The organism is Chthoniobacter sp., assembly GCF_040003245.1.
Taxonomy (GTDB): domain Bacteria; phylum Verrucomicrobiota; class Verrucomicrobiia; order Chthoniobacterales; family Chthoniobacteraceae; genus Chthoniobacter.
Genome location: NZ_JBDUCX010000081.1, coordinates 1 through 25,243, shown reverse-complemented (window position 1 = coordinate 25,243; position 25,243 = coordinate 1). Strand labels below are relative to the sequence as shown.

Annotated in this window: 19 protein-coding genes and 1 pseudogene; 10 read left to right on the top strand and 10 right to left on the bottom strand. The window is 62.3% G+C overall.

All coding sequences use genetic code 11. The features are described 5' to 3' along the window. Positions 1 to 187: 187 nt before the first annotated feature. Together ABJF10_RS13150 and ABJF10_RS13145 are read right to left on the bottom strand one after the other, a co-directional pair. Positions 188 to 634, bottom strand: coding sequence for a response regulator (locus tag ABJF10_RS13150; RefSeq protein ID WP_348545037.1), 447 nt, complete (start codon positions 632 to 634; stop codon positions 188 to 190). After that, the gene (locus tag ABJF10_RS13145; RefSeq protein ID WP_348545036.1) at positions 631 to 1,938 is read right to left on the bottom strand and encodes an ATP-binding protein; all 1,308 of its coding nucleotides are present in this window, start codon (positions 1,936 to 1,938) and stop codon (positions 631 to 633) included. Before ABJF10_RS13145 ends, ABJF10_RS13150 begins: the two co-directional genes overlap by 4 nt. Before the next feature lie 22 nt (positions 1,939 to 1,960). On the opposite strand from ABJF10_RS13145, the gene ABJF10_RS13140 reads away from it, so the two are divergent. Then, a complete protein-coding gene (locus ABJF10_RS13140; protein ID WP_348545035.1) occupies positions 1,961 to 2,602 on the top strand; it encodes a hypothetical protein in 642 nt (213 codons plus the stop codon). Positions 2,603 to 2,608: 6 nt separating this feature from the next. Then, positions 2,609 to 2,869 carry a PLDc N-terminal domain-containing protein gene (locus ABJF10_RS13135; RefSeq protein WP_348545034.1) on the top strand — a complete coding sequence of 87 codons (261 nt, stop codon included), beginning with the start codon at positions 2,609 to 2,611 and terminating at the stop codon, positions 2,867 to 2,869. A gap of 78 nt (positions 2,870 to 2,947) precedes the next feature. On the opposite strand, the gene ABJF10_RS13130 is transcribed toward ABJF10_RS13135, so the two are convergent. Next, complete coding sequence (locus ABJF10_RS13130; protein WP_348545033.1) at positions 2,948 to 3,733, bottom strand: glycoside hydrolase family 25 protein; 786 nt, start codon at positions 3,731 to 3,733, stop codon at positions 2,948 to 2,950. A gap of 80 nt (positions 3,734 to 3,813) precedes the next feature. Next, positions 3,814 to 4,293 (bottom strand): cupin domain-containing protein, encoded by a 480-nt coding sequence (locus ABJF10_RS13125; RefSeq protein ID WP_348545032.1) that lies wholly within the window; start codon positions 4,291 to 4,293, stop codon positions 3,814 to 3,816. A 185-nt stretch (positions 4,294 to 4,478) separates the two neighbouring features. Between ABJF10_RS13125 and ABJF10_RS13120 the strand changes: the two genes are divergently transcribed. The 5 genes from ABJF10_RS13120 to ABJF10_RS13100 are packed head-to-tail and all read left to right on the top strand — an operon-like array spanning position 4,479 to position 14,957. Next, positions 4,479 to 7,088 (top strand): PSD1 and planctomycete cytochrome C domain-containing protein, encoded by a 2,610-nt coding sequence (locus tag ABJF10_RS13120; RefSeq protein ID WP_348545031.1) that lies wholly within the window; start codon positions 4,479 to 4,481, stop codon positions 7,086 to 7,088. 60 nt (positions 7,089 to 7,148) lie between these two features. Continuing rightward, on the top strand, positions 7,149 to 8,597 hold the full coding sequence (locus ABJF10_RS13115; protein WP_348545030.1) for a DUF1501 domain-containing protein: 1,449 nt from the start codon (positions 7,149 to 7,151) through the stop codon (positions 8,595 to 8,597). Between the two features lie 20 nt (positions 8,598 to 8,617). Next, positions 8,618 to 9,748: a sialidase family protein gene (locus ABJF10_RS13110; protein ID WP_348545029.1), complete on the top strand. Its 1,131-nt coding sequence runs from the start codon at positions 8,618 to 8,620 to the stop codon at positions 9,746 to 9,748. Further along, positions 9,745 to 11,472, top strand: a complete 1,728-nt coding sequence (locus ABJF10_RS13105) for an amidohydrolase (RefSeq protein WP_348545028.1) — start codon at positions 9,745 to 9,747, stop codon at positions 11,470 to 11,472. Before ABJF10_RS13110 ends, ABJF10_RS13105 begins: the two co-directional genes overlap by 4 nt. After that, the gene (locus ABJF10_RS13100) at positions 11,469 to 14,957 is read left to right on the top strand and encodes a DUF1553 domain-containing protein (protein ID WP_348545027.1); all 3,489 of its coding nucleotides are present in this window, start codon (positions 11,469 to 11,471) and stop codon (positions 14,955 to 14,957) included. Before ABJF10_RS13105 ends, ABJF10_RS13100 begins: the two co-directional genes overlap by 4 nt. A gap of 42 nt (positions 14,958 to 14,999) precedes the next feature. On the opposite strand, the gene ABJF10_RS13095 is transcribed toward ABJF10_RS13100, so the two are convergent. From ABJF10_RS13095 to ABJF10_RS13085, 3 genes are all read right to left on the bottom strand, one after another. Beyond that, positions 15,000 to 15,209, bottom strand: a complete 210-nt coding sequence (locus ABJF10_RS13095) for a hypothetical protein (protein ID WP_348545026.1) — start codon at positions 15,207 to 15,209, stop codon at positions 15,000 to 15,002. A 209-nt stretch (positions 15,210 to 15,418) separates the two neighbouring features. Then, complete coding sequence (locus ABJF10_RS13090) at positions 15,419 to 16,426, bottom strand: sensor histidine kinase (RefSeq protein ID WP_348545025.1); 1,008 nt, start codon at positions 16,424 to 16,426, stop codon at positions 15,419 to 15,421. A 91-nt stretch (positions 16,427 to 16,517) separates the two neighbouring features. Further along, positions 16,518 to 17,720 (bottom strand): sialidase family protein, encoded by a 1,203-nt coding sequence (locus tag ABJF10_RS13085; RefSeq protein ID WP_348545024.1) that lies wholly within the window; start codon positions 17,718 to 17,720, stop codon positions 16,518 to 16,520. Positions 17,721 to 17,898: 178 nt separating this feature from the next. On the opposite strand from ABJF10_RS13085, the gene ABJF10_RS13080 reads away from it, so the two are divergent. Next, on the top strand, positions 17,899 to 21,039 hold the full coding sequence (locus ABJF10_RS13080; protein WP_348545023.1) for an efflux RND transporter permease subunit: 3,141 nt from the start codon (positions 17,899 to 17,901) through the stop codon (positions 21,037 to 21,039). A gap of 8 nt (positions 21,040 to 21,047) precedes the next feature. Next, positions 21,048 to 22,292 (top strand): efflux RND transporter periplasmic adaptor subunit, encoded by a 1,245-nt coding sequence (locus ABJF10_RS13075; protein WP_348545022.1) that lies wholly within the window; start codon positions 21,048 to 21,050, stop codon positions 22,290 to 22,292. A 213-nt stretch (positions 22,293 to 22,505) separates the two neighbouring features. Here ABJF10_RS13075 and ABJF10_RS13070 read toward each other — a convergent pair whose 3' ends face one another. The 3 genes from ABJF10_RS13070 to ABJF10_RS13060 form a co-directional block, all read right to left on the bottom strand. Then, on the bottom strand, positions 22,506 to 23,816 hold the full coding sequence (locus ABJF10_RS13070; protein WP_348545021.1) for an SGNH/GDSL hydrolase family protein: 1,311 nt from the start codon (positions 23,814 to 23,816) through the stop codon (positions 22,506 to 22,508). A 60-nt stretch (positions 23,817 to 23,876) separates the two neighbouring features. Further along, positions 23,877 to 24,281 carry a hypothetical protein gene (locus ABJF10_RS13065; RefSeq protein ID WP_348545020.1) on the bottom strand — a complete coding sequence of 135 codons (405 nt, stop codon included), beginning with the start codon at positions 24,279 to 24,281 and terminating at the stop codon, positions 23,877 to 23,879. Positions 24,282 to 24,352: 71 nt separating this feature from the next. Continuing rightward, positions 24,353 to 24,937, bottom strand: a complete 585-nt coding sequence (locus ABJF10_RS13060) for a carbohydrate binding domain-containing protein (RefSeq protein WP_348545019.1) — start codon at positions 24,935 to 24,937, stop codon at positions 24,353 to 24,355. Between the two features lie 91 nt (positions 24,938 to 25,028). Between ABJF10_RS13060 and ABJF10_RS13055 the strand changes: the two are divergent. After that, positions 25,029 to 25,243, top strand: a pseudogene (locus tag ABJF10_RS13055) (DUF1501 domain-containing protein); the annotation flags it as partial.

Genomic DNA, 25,243 nt, shown 5'->3' with positions numbered 1-25,243 from the left:
TACCGCGGGGACTTCGCTAACTTTTTGCAGAAAGGATGAAATATCCGGGTTAAGCCCCCTTAAGGCGATTTAAGGTGCGAGTTTTTTAAAACACCGCCTTGGCCGCCATTGGAAAAGGCCGCCGGAGATCGGGCAAGCGGACGAGCGCTCCCCAGAAATCCGCCTCCGCGCATATCTGGCCGGATATCTATTGCCCCGGCGGCTGGTTGAGCAGCAGCCAGTACATCCCGAGGTCCTGCACGGCGTTGACGAAGCCTTCAAAGGCCACCGGCTTGACGATGTAACTGTTCGCGCCCAGCCGATAGCTCTGGACCAGATCCCTTTGCTCGCGGGAGGAGGTGAGCATCACCACCGGGATCATCTGCGTGCGGGGATCGGCCTTGAGCCGCTTGAGCACTTCCAGGCCGTCGATCTTCGGCAGCTTCAAATCGAGCAGGATGACCCGGGGTTTGTCCTCGAACTTGCGCCCGACATGCGGCCCCTCGCAAAAAATAAAGTCCAGCGCCTCCACGCCATCGCGCGCCACCTCGATGCGATTGGTGATCTTGGCTTTCTCCAGGGCCCGCAAGGCCAGCTCCAGGTCATCCGGATTGTCCTCCACCAGCAGGATTTCAACGGCATTCGATTCACTCATGATGGTTGTTCTTCTTCGAGGGTAAAATAGAAAGTGGCACCTTGATTCTCCTGGGCCTCCACCCAGATGCGGCCGCCATGACGATGGACGATCCGCTGGACGATGGCCAGGCCGACACCGGTGCCTTCGTACTCCTCAGCCCGATGCAGCCGCTGGAATACTCCGAACAACTTGTCCGCGTAACGCATATCGAAGCCCGTCCCATTGTCGCGCACAAAATAGACCTGCTCATGCTGTTCGGTTTTGCATCCGATGTCGATACGAGCGATTTCGCGTTTACGGGTGTATTTAAGTGCGTTGGAGAGGAGGTTGATCCAGATCTGTTTCACCAGCGCCGGATCTCCATGACCCATGGGTAGGTCTCCACAAAGCAGCTCGACCTGCCGCCCTTCCTGCTGCGGAGCGAGTTCATCGATGGTCTCCCGGACCAGCTTCGTCATGTCCACCGGCCGCTTGGCCAGCGGCAGCCGGCTGAGGCGCGAAAAGGTCAGCAAATCGTCGATCAGCGCACCCATCCGCTGCGCTCCGGCACGAATGCGCTGCAAATGGCGCTGCCCCTTTTCCGGCAACATGGTCCCACAATCCGCCAGCACGGCCTCGGAAAACCCATCCACGGCCCGCAACGGGGCGCGCAGATCGTGCGACACGGAGTAGGAAAACGCCTCCAGCTCCCGGTTCGCCGCCTCGAGCTGGACGGTGCGCTGGCTCACGCGCGCTTCCAGTTCGGCATTCAGCCGCTTCACTTCTTCCTCGGCCCGCTTCCGCTCGGCGATCTGGCGTTGCAGGTTGGCGTTGGCGGCATTCAGCTCCGCCGTACGCTCGGCGACCCGGTGTTCGAGTTGGGAATTGAGCTTGTACAGTTCGTCCTGGGCCCGGCGGCGCATCTGGACCTCTTCTTCCAACTGGACGTTCAGCCGGGCGAGGGTCGACGGGCTGGGCAGGGCCAGCGCCTGCGGCATGAGGCGGGTGAGCAGGATGGCCGTCGGCACCGAAGCCGCCGCCGTCAACGCCTTGACCATGCCGGAAAGCCAGTAATTGCCATGCCAGACATTCCAGATCTCCATCAAGTGCGTCGTGCCACAGGCGAGGATGAACACGGCAAAGCAGACGAACATCCAGCGGAAATCGATGTCTTTCCGGCGGCGGACAAACCACGCCAGCGTGAGGGGGATCGAATAGTAAGCCAGCGCGATCAGGGTATCGGAAACGACGTGCAGCCAGACGACCCCGGGCGTCCACAAATAACAATGTCCGTGCGGCATGAACCCATCGGACGAAAACAGTTTGCGGATAAAGTCGGGCATGGGGTGTCTCCGTTAAGGCTGCGTGCATCCCGGAGCAGCACGACAAACCGCTCCATGGAAAACAATCATTGTCGATGGCCAGCCGTTCCGCAACCGCGAGACTTGCCGCGCTCTCGCCACGACAATTCAACCCCGGTGCCGATCAGTCGGCTCACAATCGAAACTGAAATCCGGCGGGCCGCGCGCGGCAATCAAATTCGTCGCCGGGGAAATTGTCGGGAATCAGGAGTTCGGTGACACGCAAGGCCAGAGCCAGGAACGTAATACGGGTATGAACCCGCGCTGGATGATCTTGCCTGTGTTTCTGGTTTTCGCGCTGGTCCCGGCGGCCGACGGCAGCACGATTCACCGGGCGCACAAGCACCCATCGAGGGAGAAACACTCTCCACGATCGCTAAAAGCGGTCGATCGCAGCCAGGATCTCGAAACCCTGAAATTGGACGAGGAGGATCGGCGCTACGAAGCGGCGAAAGATGCGGCCAAAGCCGACCCGGCGATTCAGCGTCTCAAGACGGAATTCGATGCCGCAACGGGTACAGCGGCCCGCGACGCGGCGATCGCCTACTATCACGCGCTGTTCCAGAAGATTCGTGACGGCGACAAGGCTCTCAAGGAGCGGGCAGATTTAACCGAAGCCGCCTTGATGCGGCGCCTCAAGGAGTAACATGACATGAACCCACTTATTTTCCTCGCCGATGATACCACCGCGGCCGCCGGCACCTTCCTCGGGCTGGGGATCACTGGCCTCATCATCGCGCTGCTGCTCACGCTGTTCAGCCTCTGGATGCTGATCGATGCACTGACGAATCCCGCACTGAACTCCGCCATGAAAGGGGTCTGGGCAGCGATTATCTTTTTTGGACCTTTTATCGGGGCAGTGGCCTACTTCTTCCTCGGACGCCGGCCAAAAGGCCGCCCTTCGAGTGCTTGACGACAGTCCGCGCTGGCCATCCTTCCGGACGCCGGAGGCGTAATGGAAAAAGCCGGTGGCGTATCTCTGGCCGCCGCTCTACTCCTTGGCGACCAGTTCCTTCTCCGGGAGCCAGGCGTGATCGGCCCAGAAGCGGCGCATGGAGGCACGGTCGCCGCTGAAGATGGTGCGCTCCACCTTGCGCATGCTGCAGAGGTTCGTGGGATAGCGTGAACGCGGAAGCTGGCACACGCCATCGCCGGTATACTGCCACAACGTCCACCGGTCCCAAGGCGACGTGGAGGCGGGCGGCTTGTGATAATTGGCAATCCAGAGCCAGCACTTGCGTAGCGTGTCTCGCGAACTGGAACTGATCGCCGGGTTGCCGAAGACACGCTTGAGCCAATTTTCGTTGGAATAAAGGCCGGGATAAACACCCGTGCGGTCGTGCACGCGCTCGATGAAGCGGATCGCCTGGTCGACGTTCATATTGCCGCCCGGATAGTGGGTGTTTTGTTCGGCATCGAGCACCAGCAGGACGCCGGATGGCTGGGCGGGGTTGTGCCCCGAGGCCCACTTGGCGCCGACAAAGTTGATGAAGTGATCGGCCTGTTTGCGACCGTCGGACCCGTTGCCGAAGTGGTACGCACCCCAGAGCAGGCCGGCCTTCATGGCTTCGTTTTGCCGGTAGCTGTATTTCGCGTCGTAGCTGAAGGCGGGATAAGTCGCCTCGTGAATGATGGCGCCCAAGCCGCTGCGTTGCAGGGATGCGAAGTCGGAGGTTCGCTCGTCGTAGTGCGACAGGCTCAGCACGCTGTTTTCCGCATGGGCGGTCAGCGCCAAAGCCAACAGGATCAAGACTCTACCCGCGTGTCGAAGGCTCATTGGCGACCTATAAAAGCAGCTTGCAGGCCCGGTGACAAGCAGAGATTTTACTTAGAATTGACGCTGTTGTCACCCGGCGGCTATTCCTCGCCGTCGTAGTAGTCGAGCGGCTCCGAACGCATCAGCCGGCGTTCCGGTGAGCGCACTACCCATTTGTCGCTGTCGGGGTAATGGCAGGACTCGCCGATGGGATTGTCCGCCACGACGTAAACCAGCAAGTCCTGAGCGCCGTTATTGGTGATCACATGCGGCTCGCCCGGTTTGAAAAGAAAGGCGTCCCCTTCTTCGATGGGCGTGATCCCATCCTGGTGCCGGACGACGCCTTTGCCCGAGATGACGTGATAGAATTCCCACTGTGCGCTGTGGGAGTGATACGGGTATGGGGTCTGCCCGGGCGGAATGCGGCAGATCTCCACATCGAAGGGGTGCCTTTCGTTCAAGTCCATGGACTGCGGCTTGCGCCCGAGTTCCTCGGAGATCTCTTTGCCTGCGCCGGCGAATTTACCCTTGGGCGAAAACCAGGTGATTTCGACGATGTCCTTCGTGTTGACCTTCTTCATAAAGGGACTGAGGAAAGCAGAGAGAACGACGCGATTCAAACGCGGAAGCGCTCTCTCGGATTCTCCATCGCCGAAGCCAAGCTCATCCCTGCATTTAACATTTCTAAGGAAGTCGTTCCCTGCTAGGTTGTCGGGGTGATTCCGTGACTCGCCTTCCCCCTCTCTCACTCTCATTTACTCTGGCCGTGGCCCTGCTCGCCCCGGCTTCCTTGCGCGCGGAGACTCGCGAACTGACCTTCGAGCATGACGTCCGGCCCATCCTCAAGGCCCACTGCACGCAGTGCCATGGTGAAGAGGAGAAGCCCAAGGCCGGCGTCGACCTGCGGCTGCGGCGCTTCATGGATAGGCTCACCGAGGACGGCGATCACATCCTCGTGGTGGGCAAGCCCGACGACAGCGAAATGGTCCGGATGATCCGCGAGGGCGAGATGCCGAAGAAGGGCAAGAAGGTCACCCCGGAAGAACTGGTGACCATCGAGCGCTGGATCACGCAGGGCGCCAAGACCGCGGGGTCCGAACCGGAAACGCTGGCCCCCGGCGCATATATTACCAACGAGGACCGGCAGTTCTGGTCCTTCAAGCCCATCCCCCACCCGGCGGTGCCGCAGTTGGAAAATGCCACCCGCGTGCGCACGCCGATCGATGCCTTCGTTCTCGCTAAACTGCGCCAGCAGAAGCTCGATTTCGCGCCCGACGCGGACAAACGGACGCTAATCCGCCGGGTCACCCTCGATCTCATTGGCCTGCCGCCGACCCCGGAGGAAGTCGCCGCCTTTCTCGCCGATACCGCGCCCGATGCCTACGAAAAGGTGGTCGATCGCCTGCTCGCCTCCCCGGCTTACGGCGAGTGCTGGGGACGCCACTGGCTGGACATCGCCGGCTATGCGGACTCGAACGGCTTTTCGGAAGCGGATTCGCCGCGGCCCCAAGCGTGGCGTTATCGCGATTACGTGATCCGCGCCTACAATGCGGACAAACCATGGCGCGACTTCATCGTCGAGCAACTGGCCGGGGACGAACTCGCCGGGGCGACGCAGACCGATTTCCAGAAAGTGGTGCTCGACCCCGCAAAACGTGACGACCTCATCGCCACGGGATTTCTCCGCATGGCGCCCGATGGTACGGGCGATCCGGTGGACGACGTGAAGCTCGCGCGCAATCAAGTCATCGCCGAGGAATTGAAGGTCGTCTCGTCGTCGCTGCTCGGGCTCACCGTGGGCTGCGCGCAGTGCCACGACCACCGTTTCGACCCGATCCTGCAGTCGGACTACTACCGGCTCCGCGCCGTGTTTGAGCCAGCCTTCGACTGGCAGACGTGGCGTCCGCCCAGTGCGCGCCTCTATTCGCTCTATACGCCGGAGGAACAGGCCAAGGCCGACGAGATCGAGAAGCAGGCCCGGGTCATCGATGCCGAAGCGCAGGCGATGAGCAAAAAATTCCTCGATGAGATCTTCGAGAAGGAAATCGTGAAGCTCCCGGAAGAGGAGCGCGAGCCGTATCGCGCGGCGCGGGCGGCGGCGGTCAAAGACCGCACCGCGGAGCAGAAGGCGCTGATCAAAAAGTACCCGAACGCACTCGCGACCTACTCGCTCGATCTCTACGACGCGGGCCTGCAGAAAAAAGTGACGGACAAAGCCGCCGAGGCCACGACGCTGCGCGCGACGAAGCCGCCCGAAGGCAAGGTGATGGCGCTCACCGAAGTTAAAGGGCACGTCCCGGAGACGCACCTCTTCCATCGCGGCGATCACGATCAGCCGAAGCAAGTGCTCGGTCCCGGTGAGCTCACCGTGCTCGCCCAGCCGCAGATCGAGCCCTTCCAGCCGGCGGAAGTGCCCTCGGGCTCCACCGGGCGCCGCCTCGCCTATGCGCAATGGCTGGTCAGCGGCCAGCATCCGCTCGTGGCCCGCGTGCTGGTGAATCGCTTCTGGCTGGATCACTTCGGGCGCGGCATCGTGAATACGCCCAGCGAATTTGGCGCCCTCGGCGAGCGACCCACGCATCCCGAGTTGCTTGACTGGCTGGCCAGCGAATTCATGGACGGCGGCTGGAAGCTCAAGCCCCTCCACCGGCTCATGGTGCTGAGCACGGTGTATCGCCAATCTTCCACCAATGAATCGTCGCTCAAGGCCGATGCGGAAAACCGGTTCCTGGCTCGCTTCAAACTCCAGCGCCTCGAGGCGGAGACGCTGCGCGACTCCATGCTGGCCGCCGCTGGCACGCTCAATCCCCAGGCCTTCGGCGAACCGGTGGGCATCGCGCGCGATCCCGGCGGCCGCATCGTCGTGGGGCAGGAGCAACTCAACGCCAATCGCGATGTCATCAAGGTGGTCAGCCGCGGGCCGGAAGACTTCCGTCGCTCGATCTTTGTACAGGTGCGCCGCAAGGCGCCGCTGACGGTTCTCGATACGTTTGACGAGCCGACGATGTCGCCCAACTGCGAAGCGCGCAATAGCACGACTGTGGCACCGCAGTCGCTGCTGCTGATGAATGACAACTTCGTGCTCGATGTGGCGCACACGCTGGCCTTGCGCCTGCGCAAGGAAGAGCCCGGCGACGCGCGCGGCCAGATCGTCCGGGCGTGGCGAATCCTCTACGGGCGCGATCCGCAGGAGACCGACCTGCTTCGCAGCCTCGCCTACCTGGCCGAGCAAACGGAAGCCGTGCGTGCTTATCAAGGCGGCCTCCCGCCGGCCAAGGATCCCAAGGCCGAGCCACCGGCCGACCCTCAACTCGAAGCGCTGGCGAGCCTTTGCCAGGTGCTCTATAGTTCGAATCGTTTCCTCTACATCGAATAGGACTGATATTACTGAGCACCGAGCACTGATTACCAAGAACTAATTACTAGTTACTTCCCCATGCTACCCAATCACCTTTGCTCCCGCCGTCATTTCCTGCACGCGAACGGCTTTGGCCTCGGCTCGCTCGCGCTCGCGTGGCTGCTTAAGCAGGATAACCTCCTCGCCTCGCCGGTGAAACCGAATGTCGATGGCACGATTCGCTACGATCTGCTGCCGAAGAAGCCGAATTTCCAGCCCAAGGCGAAGGCCATGATCTCTCTCTTCATGATGGGCGGGCCGTCGCAGATGGATCTCTTCGACCCGAAGCCGATGCTCACGAAGTATGACGGGCAGAAGTTCCCCGGGGAAATCAAGTACGACAACCTCGCGCAGGCCTCGGCCAAGGTGCTGGGTTCGCCCTGGAAGTTCGCGCCGCGCGGGCAGTGCGGCATGGAGTTGAGCGAACTGCTCCCGTACCTCTCGGAAGTGGTGGATGACATCACGCTTATCCGCTCCATGCAATCGGGCGTGAGCAATCACCAGCAGGGGCTCTTCGCGATCAATAATGGGCGCATCAGCGGCGGGCGACCGACGGTCGGCTCGTGGCTAACGTATGGACTCGGCAGTGAAACGCAGGAACTGCCCGCGTACATGGTGCTGGCGCATCCCGGCGGCCTTCCCACTTTCCAAGGCGAACACTACACGAATGGCTGGTTGCCCGCGCTCTACCAGGGCACGCTCATTCGGCCCACCGAACCGCACATCCTGAATCTGGACCCGCCCGCGGAGTTCGCGGGCAAGCCGCAGGATCGGCAACTGGCCCTGCTCAAGTCTTTCAACGAAGCGCACCTCACCGAGCATCCGGGCGAACTCGATCTGCAAGCGCGCATCTCCAGCTACGAGCTCGCGGCGAAAATGCAGACCGCTGCGAAGGAAGCGCTCGATATCACCAACGAGCCCGAGCACATCAAAAAGCTCTACGGCGTCGACAAGCCTGAGACGAAGGATTACGCCACGCGTTGCATCATCGCCCGGCGGCTCGTGGAGCGCGGCGTGCGCTACGTGCAGGTGCTCAATTCCGGCCAGTCGTGGGACCAGCACAGCGCGCTCATTTCCGCGTTGCCGAAAAATTGCGCGGCCGTCGATCAGCCGTCCGCGGCGCTCATCCAGGACCTCAAGCAGCGCGGACTACTCGACAGCACGGTCGTGCAATGGGGCGGCGAAATGGGGCGCCTGCCCGTCTTGCAGAACGATGCGGGCCGCGCCAAGTGGGGCCGCGATCACAATACCTTCGGCTTCTCCCATTGGGTCGCCGGCGGCGGCTTCAAGGGCGGCTACGTGCACGGCGAGACCGACGAATGGAGCCATCACGCGGTGAAGGACATCGTCCACCATTACGACTTTCACGCCACATTGCTGCACAACTTCGGCCTCGACCACACCAAGCTCGTCTACAAGCGCAACGGCACCAATGCCTCTCTCGTGGACGGACAGGACGCGCGCATCGTCAACGAGCTGCTCGCCTGACCCTGGGTGCCACCGCTTCCGTGATTCGATTCCCCCTCCTGCTACTCGCGGCGCTCCTCCTCTGCTTCGCGGCGTGCAGCCCGCGCGCGTGTGCGGAAGAGAACCAAGTCGTGCTCAACATCGAGCCAACGAAGGAAAACCCGCGCAACTCGGAAGGCTCCTTCGTGCGGCTCAAGTCGGGACGCGTGCTTTTCTACTACTCCCAATTCTACGGCGGCGCGGAGGATGGAAGCCCGGCACGCATCGTGGCCATTCACTCGGACGACGCCGGTCGCACGTGGAGCGCGCCGCAAGTCGTCCTCGAAAACACCGCGGGCAACAACGTGATGAGCGTCTCGCTGCTCCGGCTGGCCAGCGGCAAACTCGCCTTCTTCTACGTCCTCAAGAATAGCTGGCTCGATTGCCGGCCATACGTGCGCTTTTCGACCGATGAAACAGCCACGTGGTCGGAACCGAAGCTCATCGTCGCCGCGCCCGGGTACTTCGTGCTGAACAACGACCGCGTGGTGCAACTCAGCACCGGACGCCTCGTAGTGCCGGTCGCGTTTCATCGCTCGCACCTCGCCGATCCGCAGAGCAGCAAGTCCTTCGACCCGCGCGCCATCGCCATGTGGTACTATTCAGACGACGAAGGACAAACGTGGCAGGAATCCCCGAGCTGGTGGACGATTCCGGTGCGTAGTGGCAGCGGCTTGCAGGAACCCGGCCTGGTGGAGCTGGCCGATGGCAAGCTTTTCAGTTGGGCCCGCACCGACCAAGGCGCGCAATACGGCTTCACCTCGACGGACGCTGGGAAAAACTGGTCGGCGCCGGCGCCGACGGAAATGAAATCACCGACCTCCCCGGCGAGCATTAAACGCCTGCCGGGCTCAGCCAGCTTGCTCGCGGTTTACAACGATCACTCGGGCCGGTTTCCCTTCCCGATCAAGCGGCGCACGCCGCTCGCCGTGGCGGTTTCCAGCGACGGCGGCCAGTCGTGGCCGAACGCGAAACTCATCGAGGAGGATCCCGCCAGTTGGTATTGCTACACGGCGATTTACTTCGTCGACGATGCCGTGCTGCTCGCCTATTGCGCCGGCGACGCGAAAGTCGGTCCCCTCAATCGCCTGCGCATCCGCCGCATCAGCCTCGACTGGCTGCCTGCCAGATGAAGACGCGCTTCCTTCACCTGGCATTCACCGTGGTGGCGCTGACCTTGCGCGCCGCGGATGCGCCCGACCTCATCGTGCATCACGGCAAGATCGTCTCGGTCGATGATCGCTTCTCCATCCAGGAAGCGATGGCCATGCACGAGGGCCGCATCGTCGCCCTCGGGAGCAACGACGATATACTCAAGACAAAGACCGCCGAGACGCGTGTGATCGATCTCGGCGGCAAGACGGTGCTGCCGGGTTTGATCGACTCGCACACGCATCCCACCGGCGCGGCAATGACCGAACTCGAGCACTCGATTCCAGATTTCGAAACGGTGGCCGACGTGCTCGAATACGTGAAGGCGCGCGCGCAAGCGCAGCCCGCAGGCGAATGGATCGTGCTCAGCCAGGTTTTCATCACGCGCCTGCGCGAACAACGCTACCCGACCCGCGCAGAACTCGATCAGGCCGCCCCGAAGCATCCCGTGCTCTATCGCACCGGTCCCGACGCTTCGCTCAATTCGCTGGCGCTCTCGCTCAGCGGCATCGACCGCAACTTCAAGATCACCGACGGCAGCGCGGGCTTCGCCGAGATGGACCCCGTCACCGGGGAGCCCACCGGCATCCTGCGCAATTGCACCCGCTACGTGAAAGTGAAGCCGGTGGATACGGTCCCCTCGCCCGCCGACCGCCTCCAACGGCTTTCCCTGCTCTTTCACGATTACAATTCCGTCGGCCTCACCAGCATCGCCGACCGCGACTCGAGCGCCGCCGCCATCAGTCTCTACACGACTTTGCGCGACCGCGGTGAGTTGACTTTGCGCGTCTCCATCTCCCACGGGGTCAGCACAGGCGGCCCCATCGAGGAAGTGCAGAAACGCATCCGCGCCGTCGCCGCGCATCCGCTGTTCAAGGACAAGAGCGGACTCGTGCGCATCGTCGGCACGAAGATCTATCTCGATGGCGGGATGCTCACCGGCAGCGCTTATATGCGCGACCCGTGGGGCGAGAGCAAAATCTACGCGATCACCGATCCCACCTATCGCGGCGTGCTCTTCGTTCCGCCGGAGCGCCTCGTCCCGATGGTGCGCACGGCTGTGGAAAGCAACCTGCAGTTCACCGCGCATTCCGTGGGTGACGGCGCGGTGCACACCTTGCTCGATGCCTATGAAACGGTGGGGAAAGAGATGCCCATCCGCCAGACGCGCCCGTGCATCACCCACGCCAATTTCCAGAGCCGCGCAGCGATCGACCAGGCGGCGCGCCTCGGTGTGGTCATGGACATCCAGCCAGCGTGGCTCTATCTCGACACACGCACGCTCTCCGCGCAATTCGGCAATGCGCGGCTGCGCTGGTTTCAGCCACTGCACAGTTTGTTTGCCGCCGGCGTGATTGTGGGCGGCGGTTCGGATCACATGCAAAAGATCGGGTCGCTGCGCGCCATCAATCCCTACAACCCCTTCCTTGGCATGGCGACGGCCATCACGCGACGGGCCAAATGGTTCGAAGGCCAGTTGCACCCCGAAGAAGCGCTCACTCGCGAGGAAGCCATCCGCTTCTACACGCGCAACAATGCGTGGCTGCTCTTCGACGAAAACAAAGTGGGCTCGCTGGAAGCCGGCAAGCGCGCCGATTTCATCGTGCTCGATCGTGACATCCTCACCTGCCCTGAGAATGACATTCGCAACATCGAGGTGCTGGCGACTTATATGGACGGCAAGCAAGTTTACGCCCGCAAATGAGAACGGGCCGCCTGATTCAAATCACTTCGCTGGGTTTGCTGGCCCTGTTGGTCCAGTCGGCCCCTGCCGCCGACACCGCCACGCCCGAAGCCATGCGCTTGCTGAAGAGCAACTGCTTCTCCTGCCACAACGATCAAAAGAAAAAAGGCGGTCTCGTGATGACCTCCCGCGAGACGCTCCTCAAGGGCGGCGACAACGGCCCCGCGCTCGATCTCAATGCACCCGACAAGAGTGCTCTGCTCGACGCCCTCGCCGCGGATGCCGATCCGCACATGCCGCCGAAGAAACAGCTCTCCGCGCCACAAATCGCTTTATTGAAGGGCTGGGTGCACGACGGTGCCAAGTGGGACGCTGCGGCACTGGTGCGCCAGCCGTCCGCACCACGTTCCGTGGCCGTCACGCAGCCAGCCGCATCGTTTCATCCCATCCTGGCGCTCGCGCTCTCGCCCGACTCCACCCGCCTCGCCGTCGGTTGCGGCCACGAAGTCGTGCTCTACGACGTCTCGGGCACCAACCTCAATGTCATCACGCGAGCCAGCGCCCATCCCGATCCCGTCCAATCCATCGCGTGGAGCCCGGATGGAAAGCGGCTCGCCACCGGCGCCTTCCGTCGAGTCGTCATCTGGAGCGCGGATTCGCTGACGAAAGAACGCGAAATCACCGCTGACCTCACCGACCGCATCGCCGCGTTGCGTTTTCTGCCGGATGGAAACCAACTCGTCATCGCCGACGGCCGCGCCGCGGAACTCGGTACCGTACGCATCGCAGACACCAGCACCGGCGCGATCACGGCCTCCTGGACGGCTCATGCGGACACCATCTTCGATCTCGCCGTCAGCGGCGACGGCAAGCTCCTCGCCACCGCCGGGGGCGACAAACTGGTGAAGCTGTGGAACCTCGAGACACACCAGGAGATTGCGAAACTCGAAGGTCATGTCGCGCAAGTGCTCACCCTCGCGTTCGATGCCAATGCCACCCAACTCGCCTCCGGGGGCGCTGATTTCCAGCTCAAGGTCTGGGACGTGAAAACGCATGAGCGCATCATGTCGCTCGGCACACATACGACGCCGGTGAATGCCGTGACCTGGTCTCCCGTCGGCCCGGCGGTCATCGCTGTCAGTGCCGACGGCTCCGCGGACCGCTACACGGAACTCAAGGCGCTGACTGGAGCGGCGAGCACGGAAGCATCTGCCAAGGAAAAGAAACTGGCTTCCGCGGAAGAAGCGCTCCACTGCGTGGCTGTCGCTGCGAATGGCGAGCGCATCTTCGCCGGCTCGCATGAGGGACAGCTCTTCGCGTGGGACAAGGACGGCAAGATCGTCAAGAAACTCGCGGTCAACGAAGCGCCAGCTGCTCCTTCCGATCCCGCACCCGGCTTCATCCGCGACGTGCTCCCGGTGCTGAGCAAAGCCGGCTGCAACGCGGGCGCCTGCCACGCAAAGCCAGATGGCCAGAACGGTTTCAAGCTCACCGTCTTTTCCTTCGATCCCAAGGCTGACTATCGCAACATCACCCAGGACTCGCGCGGCCGCCGCCTCTTCCCGGCCTCACCCGCCGAGAGCCTGCTGCTGCTCAAGGCCACCGACACAGTGCCACACGAGGGTGGTGAGCGCTTCACGAAGGACTCCGACGCCTATCGCACGATCGAGCAATGGATTCGCAGCGGCATGGCCTTCCGCGCCGAGGGTGAGCCCACGCTCCAGAGTCTCGCCGTGGAGCCCGCCACGCATCTTTACCGAAAGGGCGACACGCAGCAATTGCGCGTGCAGGCGCGCTATTCCGATGGCTCGACGCGCGATGTCACCGCGCTGGCCGGCTTCTCCTCGAACGACAAGGACATCGTCCGCGTCACCGACGACGGCGCAGTCACCATCGGCAAAGTGAGCGGGCAGAGCGTGGTCATCGCGCGCTTCATGGGTCTGGTCGGTGACTCGCAGATCGAAGTCGCCGCCGACCACCTCCTGCCCGAGAGCCAATACGCCAGCCTGCCGGTCAACAACTTCATCGACGAACTCGCCTACGCACAGTTCAAGCGCCTCGGCCTGTTTCCTTCCGACACATGCACCGATGCCGAGTTCCTGCGGCGTGCCTCGCTCGATACCATCGGTGCGCTGCCCAGCGCGGAGGACGCACGCGCCTTCCTCGCCGACACCGATCCCGCCAAGCGCGACAAGCTCATCGACCGCCTGCTCGCCGATCCTCTTTACGCCGATTTCTGGGCGAACAAGTGGGCCGATCTGCTGCGGCCCAATTCCGACCGCGTCGGCATCAAGAGCACCTATCTCCTCGACCAATGGCTGCGCGAATGTTTCCGCGCCAACATGCCCTACGATCAATTCGTGCGCACCATCGTCACCACCGAGGGCAACACGCACCGCTTCGGCCCGGCGGTGATTTTTCGCGACCGACGCGAGCCCGTGGATGCCACCACCATGTTCAGCGAACTCTTCCTCGGCGTCCGGCTGGACTGCGCGAAGTGCCACCATCACCCCAACGAAAAGTGGGGCCAGGACGACTTCTATCGCATGGCTGCCTTCTTCGGCTCGATCCGGCAAAAAGGCGCCGGCATCTCCGCACCGATCTCCGCCGGCAACGAAACATTCTATTTCGAGCCGGGCAAGACGGTGAAGCATCCCGTCACCGGTGAACTGATGGAGCCGCGCCCGCCGGATGGCGAAGGGTTCAAGGTCGCGCAAAGTGAAAATCCGCGCCAGGCCCTCGCCGACTGGATGACCGACCCGAAGAATCCGTTCTTCGCCAAGGCGGTCTCCAACCGCCTCTGGTCCGCGTTCTTTGGCAAAGGCATCGTCGATCCTGTCGATGACTTCCGCATTTCCAATCCGCCCGCGAATCCCGCATTGCTCGATGCCCTCGCGCAGGAGTTGATCCGCGAAAAATTCAACTTGAAAGGCTTGATGCGCACCATCCTCCGCTCGCACCTCTACCAGCTCAGCGCGGCGCCCAATGAATTCAACAAGGCGGATACCCGCAACTATTCGCGCTCCTACCGCCGCCGCCTGCCGGCGGAAGTGCTCGCCGATGCCCTCGCTGATATCACCGGCGTGCCCAGCGACTATCCCGGCATGCCGCCCGACAGTCGCGCCATGCAGGCGTGGAGTTACAAGATCGAGTCACCCACGATGGACGCCTTCAGCCGGCCCAACTCGAGCAGCGATTGCCCCTGCGAACGCGACGCGAAGCCCAGCATCGTGCAGGCGCTGCACCTCATGAACTCGCGCCTGCTCCAGGAAAAGCTGGCGAGCACCGCCACCACCGCACGCACCCAACGCCTCACCGACAGTCCGCTCACGCCACCAGAAATCGTCACCGATCTCTACCTCGCCTGTTACTCACGCCTCCCCGGCGATGACGAACTTAAAATTGCCACCGCCCCCTTCACTACCGAAGGCGCGACGCGACGCTCCGCCATCGAAGACGTCCTCTGGTCCCTCCTTAACTCCGCCGAGTTCGTCTTCAATCATTAGCGAGCGCTGTCTCGGTCCTCCAGCGCTCGTGCCTGCGCACTGTCACTCCCCGACACCGTTCAGCTTTTCCCCCAGCGCATCTCCCTTGCCTCCCCCCGGGTTCAGTTCCTTGAGCACCGCGGCCAGACGGGCGCGCGCGGCTTTGCTAGCCTCCGTATCCGTCCCTGCCGCGACGGGCTTTTCGACAAAGTGAGCGTCGCTCATGTCGAAGAGTTTGCGGTCATCCGTCAGCTTCCAGCGTCCGCTGCGCATGTGACGATCCTGGCAAAGCTGCACGTAAGCCCGTTCGCGCGGCTGGCCCGGCTCGCCGCGGACTTGCGTTCCACCCCTCCGGAAAAGATACCGAGCGCCAGAAGCAGGAAAGCGGGGAGAATGGATTTCACACCGATGTAACCGCACTTCGAGGTGATATTCGGACAAAGAGATTTCCGTCACCCGCGCCACGAGCCGACCTATTCCAATCAGACGGAATAGGGAATCGAACAGCGCACCGTCGTGCCACCTGCGGCTTCGGTTTCCATCTTGATTTCCGCGCCGATCAATTTGGCGCGATAACGCATGGTGCGCCAACCAATTCCATCGGGCCGCGCCGGGATCGCCGAGCCACAACCATCATCTGCCACGCTGATTTTCAGAAGTTGATTCTCCCGGGTCACTCGAACGTCGACCCGCGTGGCATTGGCGTGCCGCATCGCGTTGCTCAGCGCCTCCTGCGTGATCCGGTAAAGGTGCATGGCCACTTCCGAGTCGCGCACCGCGATGTCGTCGTCGCTTTCGAAGCCGATGGGCGCGTGGGTGAGCGTTTTCGTCGTCATCACCAGTTCGCGCAGGGCAAGACCCAAGCCGTCGCCCTTGATCGAGACGGGATAAATCCCGCGCGCCAGGTTGCGCGCCTCGAGTGTCGCCGCGGAGAGACCCTTTTGAATATCCGCGGCGAGCTTGGCCTGCGGCGAACCGGCATTTTCGAGGTCCAACTTCAGGCACTGCGCCGCACAATCGAGTGCCGCCAGGGTCTGGCACACGCCATCGTGCAAATCCTGGCCAATCCGCATCTGCTCGCGTTCACCAGCCCGGATGATCTCCCGCTCGAGTTCCTGGGAGTGCTCGAGGACCCGCATGCGCTGGCGCATTTCCTCGCGGACATTCCGGACGGAGATCGCGCACCCGGCGACGAAAAGATAGGCGATCGTGCGATTCACGCCCGCCCAAGCGAAGCTCCCCATGCTGCGTCGCGGGAGGCTGTCGAGGTTCGCGAGCATGGCGACCACCCCGACAAAGATGGCAAAGCCGAGAGCCATGCGCCGGGGGAAATGCAGCGCGATGAAAAAAACCGGGGTGCTGTAAAACACGAACATGCTGAACTGCCACGTCGTGTGGAGATCGAGGACGACCACACCACCCAGATAAACCAACGTCTCCGCCAACATCCATGATTTGGGTTGTTTCCCGAAGGCGTTGATGACGTTCATTTGGGGGCTTGCGGAATCGATCGGATTCCGCAGCATTCAGATACACGCTCATGCCCCCGCGGTCGAGGCGGAATATTGCTCGCTTCAGCGCTTACGCCCGCAGGCGATTCGGTTTGCTCCACTTGATGCGCGCGAGTTGCAACTCGCCGCTGTTGCCCGCTTTCGGGCACCACGAGCCATCGGTCACCCACGATTCGCCCGCGCTAATGTTGGCGATGCCAAAATTACCCATCATGGGGACGAGTTCCGCCTGGTGGACGCCGTCGCCAATGAGCGGCAGCACGACGCGCTCCGTGGCGCGGATCAACCGCAGGCTCTTCGGGTCGACTTGCGCCACCCACAGGGGTGCACGCCAGCGCATAACCTTGAGATTGGTCGCGTCCTTGCGCGTGTAGACGAGAAAGAGGCCATCGGAATGGGTGAGCCAATGCTGTTGCGTGGTGGACATCGCGAGGGGCTCGCCGTCGTCCCACGCCCAGGCCTGCTTCGGTTCATAGTGAAGGCCGTCCTCGCTCACCGCCACGTAGCCATGCTCGTCCTCCGCGCGGATCGTGAGGTAAAAGCGACTCTGGAAATGCGTCAGCGACGGCTCGAGCAGACCGCGGCCCTTGGGATTGGTGAGCTCCGGCCCGGTTTCCTGCACCAGCAGTCGCTGCCCATCGAACGAGCAGCGCACGCCGCAGACCGCGCGCGGCTGGTCTTTCACCCCGAAAGTGAAGCTCATCATCACCTCGCCATTCGGCATCATCACCCGCTGCCCGCAGTTGTTCGTATAGATCTGGCTGCCGCGCGGATCGTCCCACACGAGCTTTTGCCGCGGTCCCCACACTCCATCTTTCCACACGGCATACATCGGTCGGCGCGGCGGCTGATCGCTCTTGAACCCGGCGGTCTTGTAAAAGACATTTTGCCCGAGCGCGAGCACGCTGCCCGTCTTCGGGTGATACTCCGGAGTCACATCGCACACTCCTTCGTTACCCTCGCCTTGGGGTTCCCAACCCAGCGGCGGCGCGGGCTGGAATTCGCTCCACGTCTGGCCGAGATCTTCCGAAGTCGTCCAGTGCACAGGTCCGAAATAGTCAGAGCCCATGATCGGCTGGAGGGTCATGAATACTTTCTTCCCCGCCATGCAGGCGCGCGGATGAAACCATGTCCCGCCCTTCACCTCCGGCTTGGGCAGGACGACCTTTTCGATCGACTCGATCAATGGCCCCTCGGCGGCGATCGCTGGAATAGAGTGCTGGATCAGCGTCAGGCCTGTGGCTTGGATAAAATGGCGTCGGGAGATACGCATAAATTAAATTGCAGAAAATACCGTCCGCAAGGGGGGCCATTTGACTTGGGCGTATCCTTTCCCGCAAGCGTGAACACCGGGAACCCTGGCGGATGCGGATATAATACGTGTACGTCATTTTCCTTGCGCCGCCTCGCCTCGGGGTAAAGTGTAGGCAGCCCATGACCTCGTGCCCTAGATGTGGATCGTAAGACTCGCTCTTAACCGGCCTTACACTTTCATCGTTCTCGCGCTGCTGATTTTCATCATCAGCCCCGTGATGATCTCCCGGACGCCCACGGATATTTTTCCGAGCATCGATATCCCCGTGATCTCGGTCGCCTGGCAATACTCCGGCCTCAATGCGGAGGAACTCGAAGGCCGCCTGACGACCCCGTACGAAAAAGCGCTCACCGCGCTGGTCGACAACATCCAGCACATCGAGTCGACAAGCTACAGCGGCACCTCCGTGGTGAAGATCTTCCTCCAGCCCAACTCCAGCCTGGATACCGCCAATGCCCAGGTCGGCGCGGCCTCGGAGTTCATGCTGCGTTCGCTGCCGCCGGGGACACTGCCTCCCGAAATCATCAATTTCAGCGCCTCCAGCGTGCCCGTGCTCCAGGTCGGCCTTTCCGGGGAAGGCTTGTCCGAGCAGCAGTTGAACGACTCCTCCCAGCGCGACATCCGGCCGCAACTCATCACCGTCCCGGGTGCCGTGGTGCCCAATCCGTACGGCGGCAAGCAGCGCCAGATCATGATCAACATGGATCAGCGGCTCATGCAGGAAAAGGGCGTCTCTGCCACGGATGTGCTCAACGCGGTGAACGCGCAGAACCTCGTCGTCCCCACCGGCACCGTCAAAATCGGCACGCGCGAATACGACGTGCGCACCAATGCCGCCGCGCGCAGCCTCGCGGAAATCAGCGAAATCCCGATCAAGCAAATCGGCCCGACCACGCTCTTCGTCCGCGACGTCGCCGTGGTCAGCGATGGCTTCGCCGTGCAGACCAATATCGTCCGGCAGGATGGGCATCGCAGTGTGCTCGTCAGCGTGCTCAAGAATGGCCGCGCCTCCACGCTCGATGTCGTCGCCGGCGTGCGCGCCATGCTCCCGCGCATTTCCGCCATCGTGCCGCCGGAGTTGAAGATGACGCTGCTCTCGGACCAATCGGTCTTCGTCCGCGGCGCCATCGGCTCGGTCGTGCGCGAAGCGGTCATCGCCGCCGCGCTTACCGGCCTCATGATCCTGCTCTTCCTCGGCAGTTGGCGCAGCACGGTCATCATCGCCACCTCCATTCCCCTCTCCATCCTCAGCTCGGTCATCATCCTCAGCCTGTTGCACGAGACGATCAATATCATGACTCTCGGCGGCCTCGCGCTGGCCGTGGGCATTCTCGTCGATGACGCCACGGTCGAGGTCGAAAACATCCATCGCAACCTGGCCATGGGCAAAGACCTGCGGACGGCGATCCTCGATGGCGCGCAGCAAATCGCCGTGCCCGCCTTTGTCGCCACGCTTTGCATCTGCATCGTCTTTCTCCCCATGTTCATGTTGGGCGGTGTGGCGCGGTATCTCTTCGTGCCACTGGCGGAGGCCGTGGTCTTCGCGATGCTCGCCTCGTATCTCCTGTCCCGCACGCTCGTCCCCACCCTGGCGATGTATCTGCTCAAAGCCCACGAGCACGACCAACCGGGCACCGGATTCCTCGGGCGGCTGCAGCTCAAGTTCGAGCACGGCTTCGAGCGCCTGCGCGGGATTTACAGCACGGTCCTCCATTACCTGGTCAACGCCCGCCGGATTTTCGTGCCCGCTTTTCTCGTCATCTGCGTCTCCTTCGGCCTGCTTATCCCGTGGCTCGGCGAAGACTTCTTTCCTGGCGCGGACAGCGGCGAAATTCTCCTCCACGTGCGCGGCAGCACCGGCCTGCGCATCGAGGAAATGGCGCGCCTTTGCGACCTGGTGGAAGGCACCATTCGCAAGGTGATTCCACCCGGCGAAGTGGCGAACATTCTCGATAACATCGGCCTGCCCTACAGTCCCATGAACACGATGCACATGACATCCGGCGCCATGGGATCCAACGACGCCGACATCCTGATCTCGCTGCGCCACGATCATCACCCGACCGCCGATTACCTGCGCACCTTGCGTCAGCGGCTCGCCCAAGACTATCCCGGCACGACCTTCTACGCCCTGCCCGCGGACATCGTGACGCAAATCCTGAACTTCGGCATTCCCGCCCCGATGGACATCCAGATCGAAGGCTCCGATGGCGACATCCCCGCCAATCACGAGATCGCCACCAAGATGCTGGCGGAGTTGCGCAAGATCCCGGGCCTCACCGATCTGCGGGTGCAACAGCCGATGGATTTCCCCACGCTCGACATCGCCGTGAACCGGGCCAAGGCGCTGCAGAGCGGGTTCACACAGCAGAACATCGCCAGCGTGGTCCTCAACACCTTGAGCGGCAGCATGCAGGTGACGCCGATGTTTTACCTGAACCAAAAGAACGGCGTGAATTACAACCTCGTCGCGCAGGTGCCGCAGTACCGGATGCAATCGCTCGGCGACCTGCAAAACATCCCGATCCTCTCCGCCACCGGCCACGGCCCGGAGATCCTCGGCGACCTCGCCAGTATTCATCGCTCCCACGAAATGCAGGTCGTCTCACAATACAACATTCGCCCCGTCATCGACGTCTACGGCACCGTGCAGGATCGCGACCTGGGGGCGGTCAGCCGGGACGTGGAGCGGATCGTGGAGCAGACCCGGAAGACGCTGCCGCGGGGCGCGTTCATCACCATGCGCGGCCAGGTGCAGACGATGCGCGATTCCTATTTTGGGCTGCTGGCCGGCCTCGGCTTCGCGATCCTGCTCCTCTACATGCTCATCGTCATCAATTTCCAGTCCTGGCTCGATCCGCTGATCATCATCACCGCTCTGCCTGCGGCGCTGGCCGGCATCATCCTCGCCCTGCTCTTCACCCATACCACCATCAGCGTGCCTGCGCTCATGGGTGCGATCATGTGCATGGGAGTCGCGACGGCGAATAGCATCCTCGTCATCTCCTTTGCCAAGGAACGTTTCCAGGAAACCGGCGACGCCGTCGCGGCGGCGCTCGAAGCGGGGACCACGCGTTTCCGGCCCGTGATCATGACCGCCCTCGCGATGATGATCGGCATGGTGCCCATGGCGCTCGGTCTCGGCGAAGGCGGCGAGCAAAATGCGCCGCTCGGCCGCGCCGTGATCGGCGGCCTGCTCTGCGCCACCGTGGCCACGCTCATCTTCGTGCCCGCTGTCTTTAGTCTTCTTTATCGCCGGGTTCCGGTGCGTGCCTGATACTTCCTATGTCTCAACTTGCCGACATCTCCCCGATGCCTCCATCCGAGAATCCTCACTCCAAACCCACCGGCCCTACCGCCCCTCTCATCGACTCCACGGCGAAGAGGAAATCGCCGCTCGTGGTCGGCGCCATCGCGGTCGCCGGCGTGCTGGCTGGCGCCATCGCCCTCTCACTCTTGTCGCGCTGGAGGTCGGACGCCGAGCTCCGGCGCGCCACCACGGAAGGCTCCGTCGTGACGTTCAACATCGTCCATCCTTCCGCCACCCTTTCCTCCGGCGAAATCTCGCTGCCCGGCAGCGCCCAGGCCTTCACGGACACCGCCATCTACGCGCGGACGAATGGCTATCTCAAGAGCTGGAAGGTGGACATCGGCGCCCACGTGAAGCAAGGCGACCTGCTCGCCGAAATCGAGACTCCGGAGGTCGATCGGCAACTCGAACAGACCCGGGCCGACCTCAAAAACGCCCAGGCCAATCTCAGTCTCTCGCAGATCAACGCGACCCGCGCGGAGGACCTCTTCAAGACGAAGACGATCTCCGGCCAGGAGAAGGACCAGGCCATCACCGACCTGGCCGGTAAACAGGCGCTCGTCGATGCCGGCCGGGCCAATGTCCAGCGATTGGAACAATTGATGGCCTTCGAAAAGGTCGTCGCGCCCTTTGACGGCGTCATCACCGTCCGCAACACCGATGTCGGCGCGCTCATCCAGTCCAGTGGCGATTCTTCCAACGCCAAGGAGCTTTTCCACCTCGCCGACAATCACATCCTGCGCATCTACTTTTCCGTCCCGGAGGTTTACGCCTCCACCGTCAAGCACGACGAAGAGGCGATGATCACCTTCGATGCCTTCCCCGGCGAGAAATTCACCGGCACGCTCATCCGCGATTCCGCCGCACTCGATCCCCTCTCCCACACCTTGAACGTCGAGGCCGATGTGCAAAATCCGTCGGGACGTCTGTTCCCCGGCGGCTACGCCACCGTGCACTTGAAAATCCCCGGCACCCCCGGGGCGGTCACCATTCCGGCGAATACCCTCCTCTTCCGCGCAGAAGGCCTGCGCGCGGGCGTCGTCCGCGAGGGACATGTCGTGCTCGTGCCCATCGAGATCGGTCATGATTTCGGCAATACCCTGGAAGTCCTCAGCGGCCTCACGCCCCAGGACGCCGTGGTCCTCGACCCACCCGATTCCCTCGCCGACGGCGAAGCCGCCCGCATCAAGGAACCCGCCCCCGCCAAGCCGAAGCCCTAGCGGGGTGACCGCGGTGGGTGGAAGGTTGGAGGCTTAAAACGCAGAGGCGCAGAGACCGCAGAGGAAACGCGAAAAGATGGACCACGGATGACACGGATAAGACGCATGAATAGAGAGTGACGCACCGCTTCGGAAATCCGTGCCCATCCGTGTCATCCGTGGTCAAAAATTCTTTCCTTCTTCCCTCTGCGGTCTCTGCGTCTCTGCGGTTTCTTACTTCACTACGTCACCCACGAGCAGAATCGCCCCGGGATAAATCGCCGTCCCGTCGAAGCGCTCCGGCTTGTCCATGACGTTCTTGTTCTTCGCCAGGATGGCCACCTTGTCCGGTTGATCGGGAGAAATCTCGATCTTCACCGTATGGATGGTATCGGGCAGGTCGGTGCCGATCATCAGCGTCGCCAGGCGGTGGTACGTGCAATAGGCATCGAAACGCGGGACAATCCTCGGCGGCTGATTGTCGAGGGTGACGATGGCCTGCCCGCAATCGGGTCCCACCAAGTCGTAGATCGCCGCGCGCGTCCCCTTGAATTTGAAGGTCAACGTCTCACCCGGCTTGGTCGCCTTGTGCAGCGTGGTCATGCGCTCCGCCCAGCGCTTGCCGAAAGCATCGGTGTGCGGGTCCAACAAGGTGAAGCCGGCGGAAAGTGTGACCGTGTCCTTGGTCAGCAGCACCAGCTTGGCGTTTTCGTAATTCGTGGCGATGAACGGCGCCGGCAAGACATGCGACGCCTGATTCTTGGAGGCCGCCTTGATCGGCTCGAGCGAGCGCACGATCGCTTGCAGATAAAGCTCGTGTCCGGTCTCCGGGTGCGGATGCACGCTATCCGGCGCGAAGACGAATTTGTCCCCCACCGCCGCCTTTTCCACATCGGTCTTCGGCAGCGGCCCTTTCCAGATGAGCTTGCCCTCCTTGGCCAGCTTCGCCACTTCCATCCCCATGTGAATCGACGGAATGCCATAGTGCTCCGCGATCTTTTCCATGGCGCTGGCCGAGCGTGGATACTTGCCTTCGAGCATCGGCCCGATGGCCGCTTCGGTGAGCGTGTAGACGAAGCAAATATCGCAATCCGGCAGCGCCCGCCACGTCTGCCGCACGATCCCTTCCATGCAGCGGAAGATCTGCTCCGGCGACGCGCCCCCATCATTCGTGGCGAACTCGACGAACATCACGTCGGGCTTCTTATCGAGCACATCTTGCTTCAAACGAAACACCCCCAGGTCCGACCCCGTGCCGCCGATCGCCGCATTGATCTCGCTAAACTTCGCGGCCGGGTAGGTCTTTTGGAAATACGCCAGCGTCTTCGGCCGCCACCCGGCCTGCGCGGTGATGCTCCCGCCGAAGTAAGCGATCTTGATCTCCGCCCCGGGCGTATTCGCCTTTTTGAGGAAGTTCGGCAACCCACCCCGCGCGTGGACTTCCTCCGCGGGAGCGAGTGGAAAGTCGGCGTCGGCCGCGCGGGCCGTGGGGATCAGCGCGAGGAGACCAAGGAGAACGGGAACGATACGGAAACGGGAGAACATCCGCGGACACTACGGTGTCGCGAAAGAAACCGGCAACCGATTTTGCCGCGGTAGCGCCGCCTATTTCGGCGTGAGCTGGCCTTCAGGTTGCTGGCTGGGGGGATTCGCGTCCGCCGGAATCCCGGAAAAATCTCCCTGGATCGTCACCGGCGCCTTCGTCTTGGCGTCCCAATAAATGGTCGTCAACTTGCCGGTGCTCTTCTCCTTCACCGTGTAGCGCTTGTTGATGTCGTCCTCCTTGACCATTTCGAACTGGCCCATGCTCACGCTCACCATCGTCGTCGCCACCGTGCGCGTCGGATTTTTCTGCGCATCCTCGGCGAATTGCTTGAGTTTCGGGCCGAAGATCACGCTGGCGCCCACCACGCCAAGAATGATGATGACGATCAGCGCACCGCAGCCGATGCCGAGCCACGCCAGCGCACCGAGACCTTTTTTCTGAGGAGGAACAGAAGGATTATCCATGGGTCGCAGGCTAGGCGGAAATGCGGAACCAGCGCAAGCGCCGAACTCTCTCCCAAGAACTTCCGTCGCGACTAGCGGCGTGGCGGCGCCTTGCCAATTTTTACCAGTGACAGGTCGGCAAACCAGGCGGTGCCAATCACCCCGTCGCTCCAGTAGCCCAACCGGGCGCCCACTTCGACCTCGGTTTGCGCTCCTGTCACGATGTCGATCGAAACCTTCGTCCACGACTTCGTCTTGTTCACCGCCACCGTGTGTTGCCAGGTGCCTTCCAGGTCCAGCGTCGCGCCACCTTTGCTATCGCGCTTCACCGCTTTCACATCCTTCGTCTTGATGTAGCCCTCGAGCCGGTAGCGGGTCTCCGGCTCCACAGTCACCTTCTGCTTGAAATGAGAGTCCTCATCCGCGGGGTTTTCGATGCGCACGGAGGGCTTGCCCCCGTGCTTTTCGTTTTCGTCGAGCGTCATGATCCCGCGTTTCTCATGCGGCTCGAAGGTCCAGCCTTCCGTCCCTTTTTCAAAGGAGCCGTTGACCAAAAGGTTTTTCGTATTCGGCGTCGCACCGCCGGGCTCCTGGGCCATCGCCACGGAACCGGCCAGCGTGAACCCGGCAAGCACCGCCAGGCAATCCATCCACGTTCTCAGGGGGGAGAAGTTCATCCTCAACAGGATAGGTTTTGGCCCCGATCAAGGACAAGCGAATTCCCGCCTAGCAAATCCCCCGGGATACGGTTAACTCAGAAACGTCAACATGTCCCCCATTCGCCACAACTGCGCTGGAGTCTCCCGCCGCGATTTTCTACAGATCGGTCTCGGCGGCACGCTGGGCCTCGGCCTTTGCGACCTCCTGCGCGCCCGCGCCAGCGCCGCCGCACCCGGTTCGCCGAAAGCCGCCAAGAACGTCAATTGCATCATGATCTGGATGGATGGCGGGCCGTCGCATTACGAGACGTTCGACCCGAAGCC

Coding starts and splice junctions, on each gene's coding strand:
- ABJF10_RS13150 (WP_348545037.1), bottom strand. CDS start 634: ATGAGTGAATCGAATGCCGTTGAAATCCTGCTGGTGGAGGACAATCCG.
- ABJF10_RS13145 (WP_348545036.1), bottom strand. CDS start 1,938: ATGCCCGACTTTATCCGCAAACTGTTTTCGTCCGATGGGTTCATGCCG.
- ABJF10_RS13135 (WP_348545034.1), top strand. CDS start 2,609: ATGAACCCACTTATTTTCCTCGCCGATGATACCACCGCGGCCGCCGGC.
- ABJF10_RS13130 (WP_348545033.1), bottom strand. CDS start 3,733: ATGAGCCTTCGACACGCGGGTAGAGTCTTGATCCTGTTGGCTTTGGCG.
- ABJF10_RS13125 (WP_348545032.1), bottom strand. CDS start 4,293: ATGAAGAAGGTCAACACGAAGGACATCGTCGAAATCACCTGGTTTTCG.
- ABJF10_RS13115 (WP_348545030.1), top strand. CDS start 7,149: ATGCTACCCAATCACCTTTGCTCCCGCCGTCATTTCCTGCACGCGAAC.
- ABJF10_RS13105 (WP_348545028.1), top strand. CDS start 9,745: ATGAAGACGCGCTTCCTTCACCTGGCATTCACCGTGGTGGCGCTGACC.
- ABJF10_RS13100 (WP_348545027.1), top strand. CDS start 11,469: ATGAGAACGGGCCGCCTGATTCAAATCACTTCGCTGGGTTTGCTGGCC.
- ABJF10_RS13095 (WP_348545026.1), bottom strand. CDS start 15,209: ATGCGCAGCGGACGCTGGAAGCTGACGGATGACCGCAAACTCTTCGAC.
- ABJF10_RS13090 (WP_348545025.1), bottom strand. CDS start 16,426: ATGAACGTCATCAACGCCTTCGGGAAACAACCCAAATCATGGATGTTG.
- ABJF10_RS13085 (WP_348545024.1), bottom strand. CDS start 17,720: ATGCGTATCTCCCGACGCCATTTTATCCAAGCCACAGGCCTGACGCTG.
- ABJF10_RS13080 (WP_348545023.1), top strand. CDS start 17,899: ATGTGGATCGTAAGACTCGCTCTTAACCGGCCTTACACTTTCATCGTT.
- ABJF10_RS13075 (WP_348545022.1), top strand. CDS start 21,048: ATGTCTCAACTTGCCGACATCTCCCCGATGCCTCCATCCGAGAATCCT.
- ABJF10_RS13070 (WP_348545021.1), bottom strand. CDS start 23,816: ATGTTCTCCCGTTTCCGTATCGTTCCCGTTCTCCTTGGTCTCCTCGCG.
- ABJF10_RS13065 (WP_348545020.1), bottom strand. CDS start 24,281: ATGGATAATCCTTCTGTTCCTCCTCAGAAAAAAGGTCTCGGTGCGCTG.
- ABJF10_RS13060 (WP_348545019.1), bottom strand. CDS start 24,937: ATGAACTTCTCCCCCCTGAGAACGTGGATGGATTGCCTGGCGGTGCTT.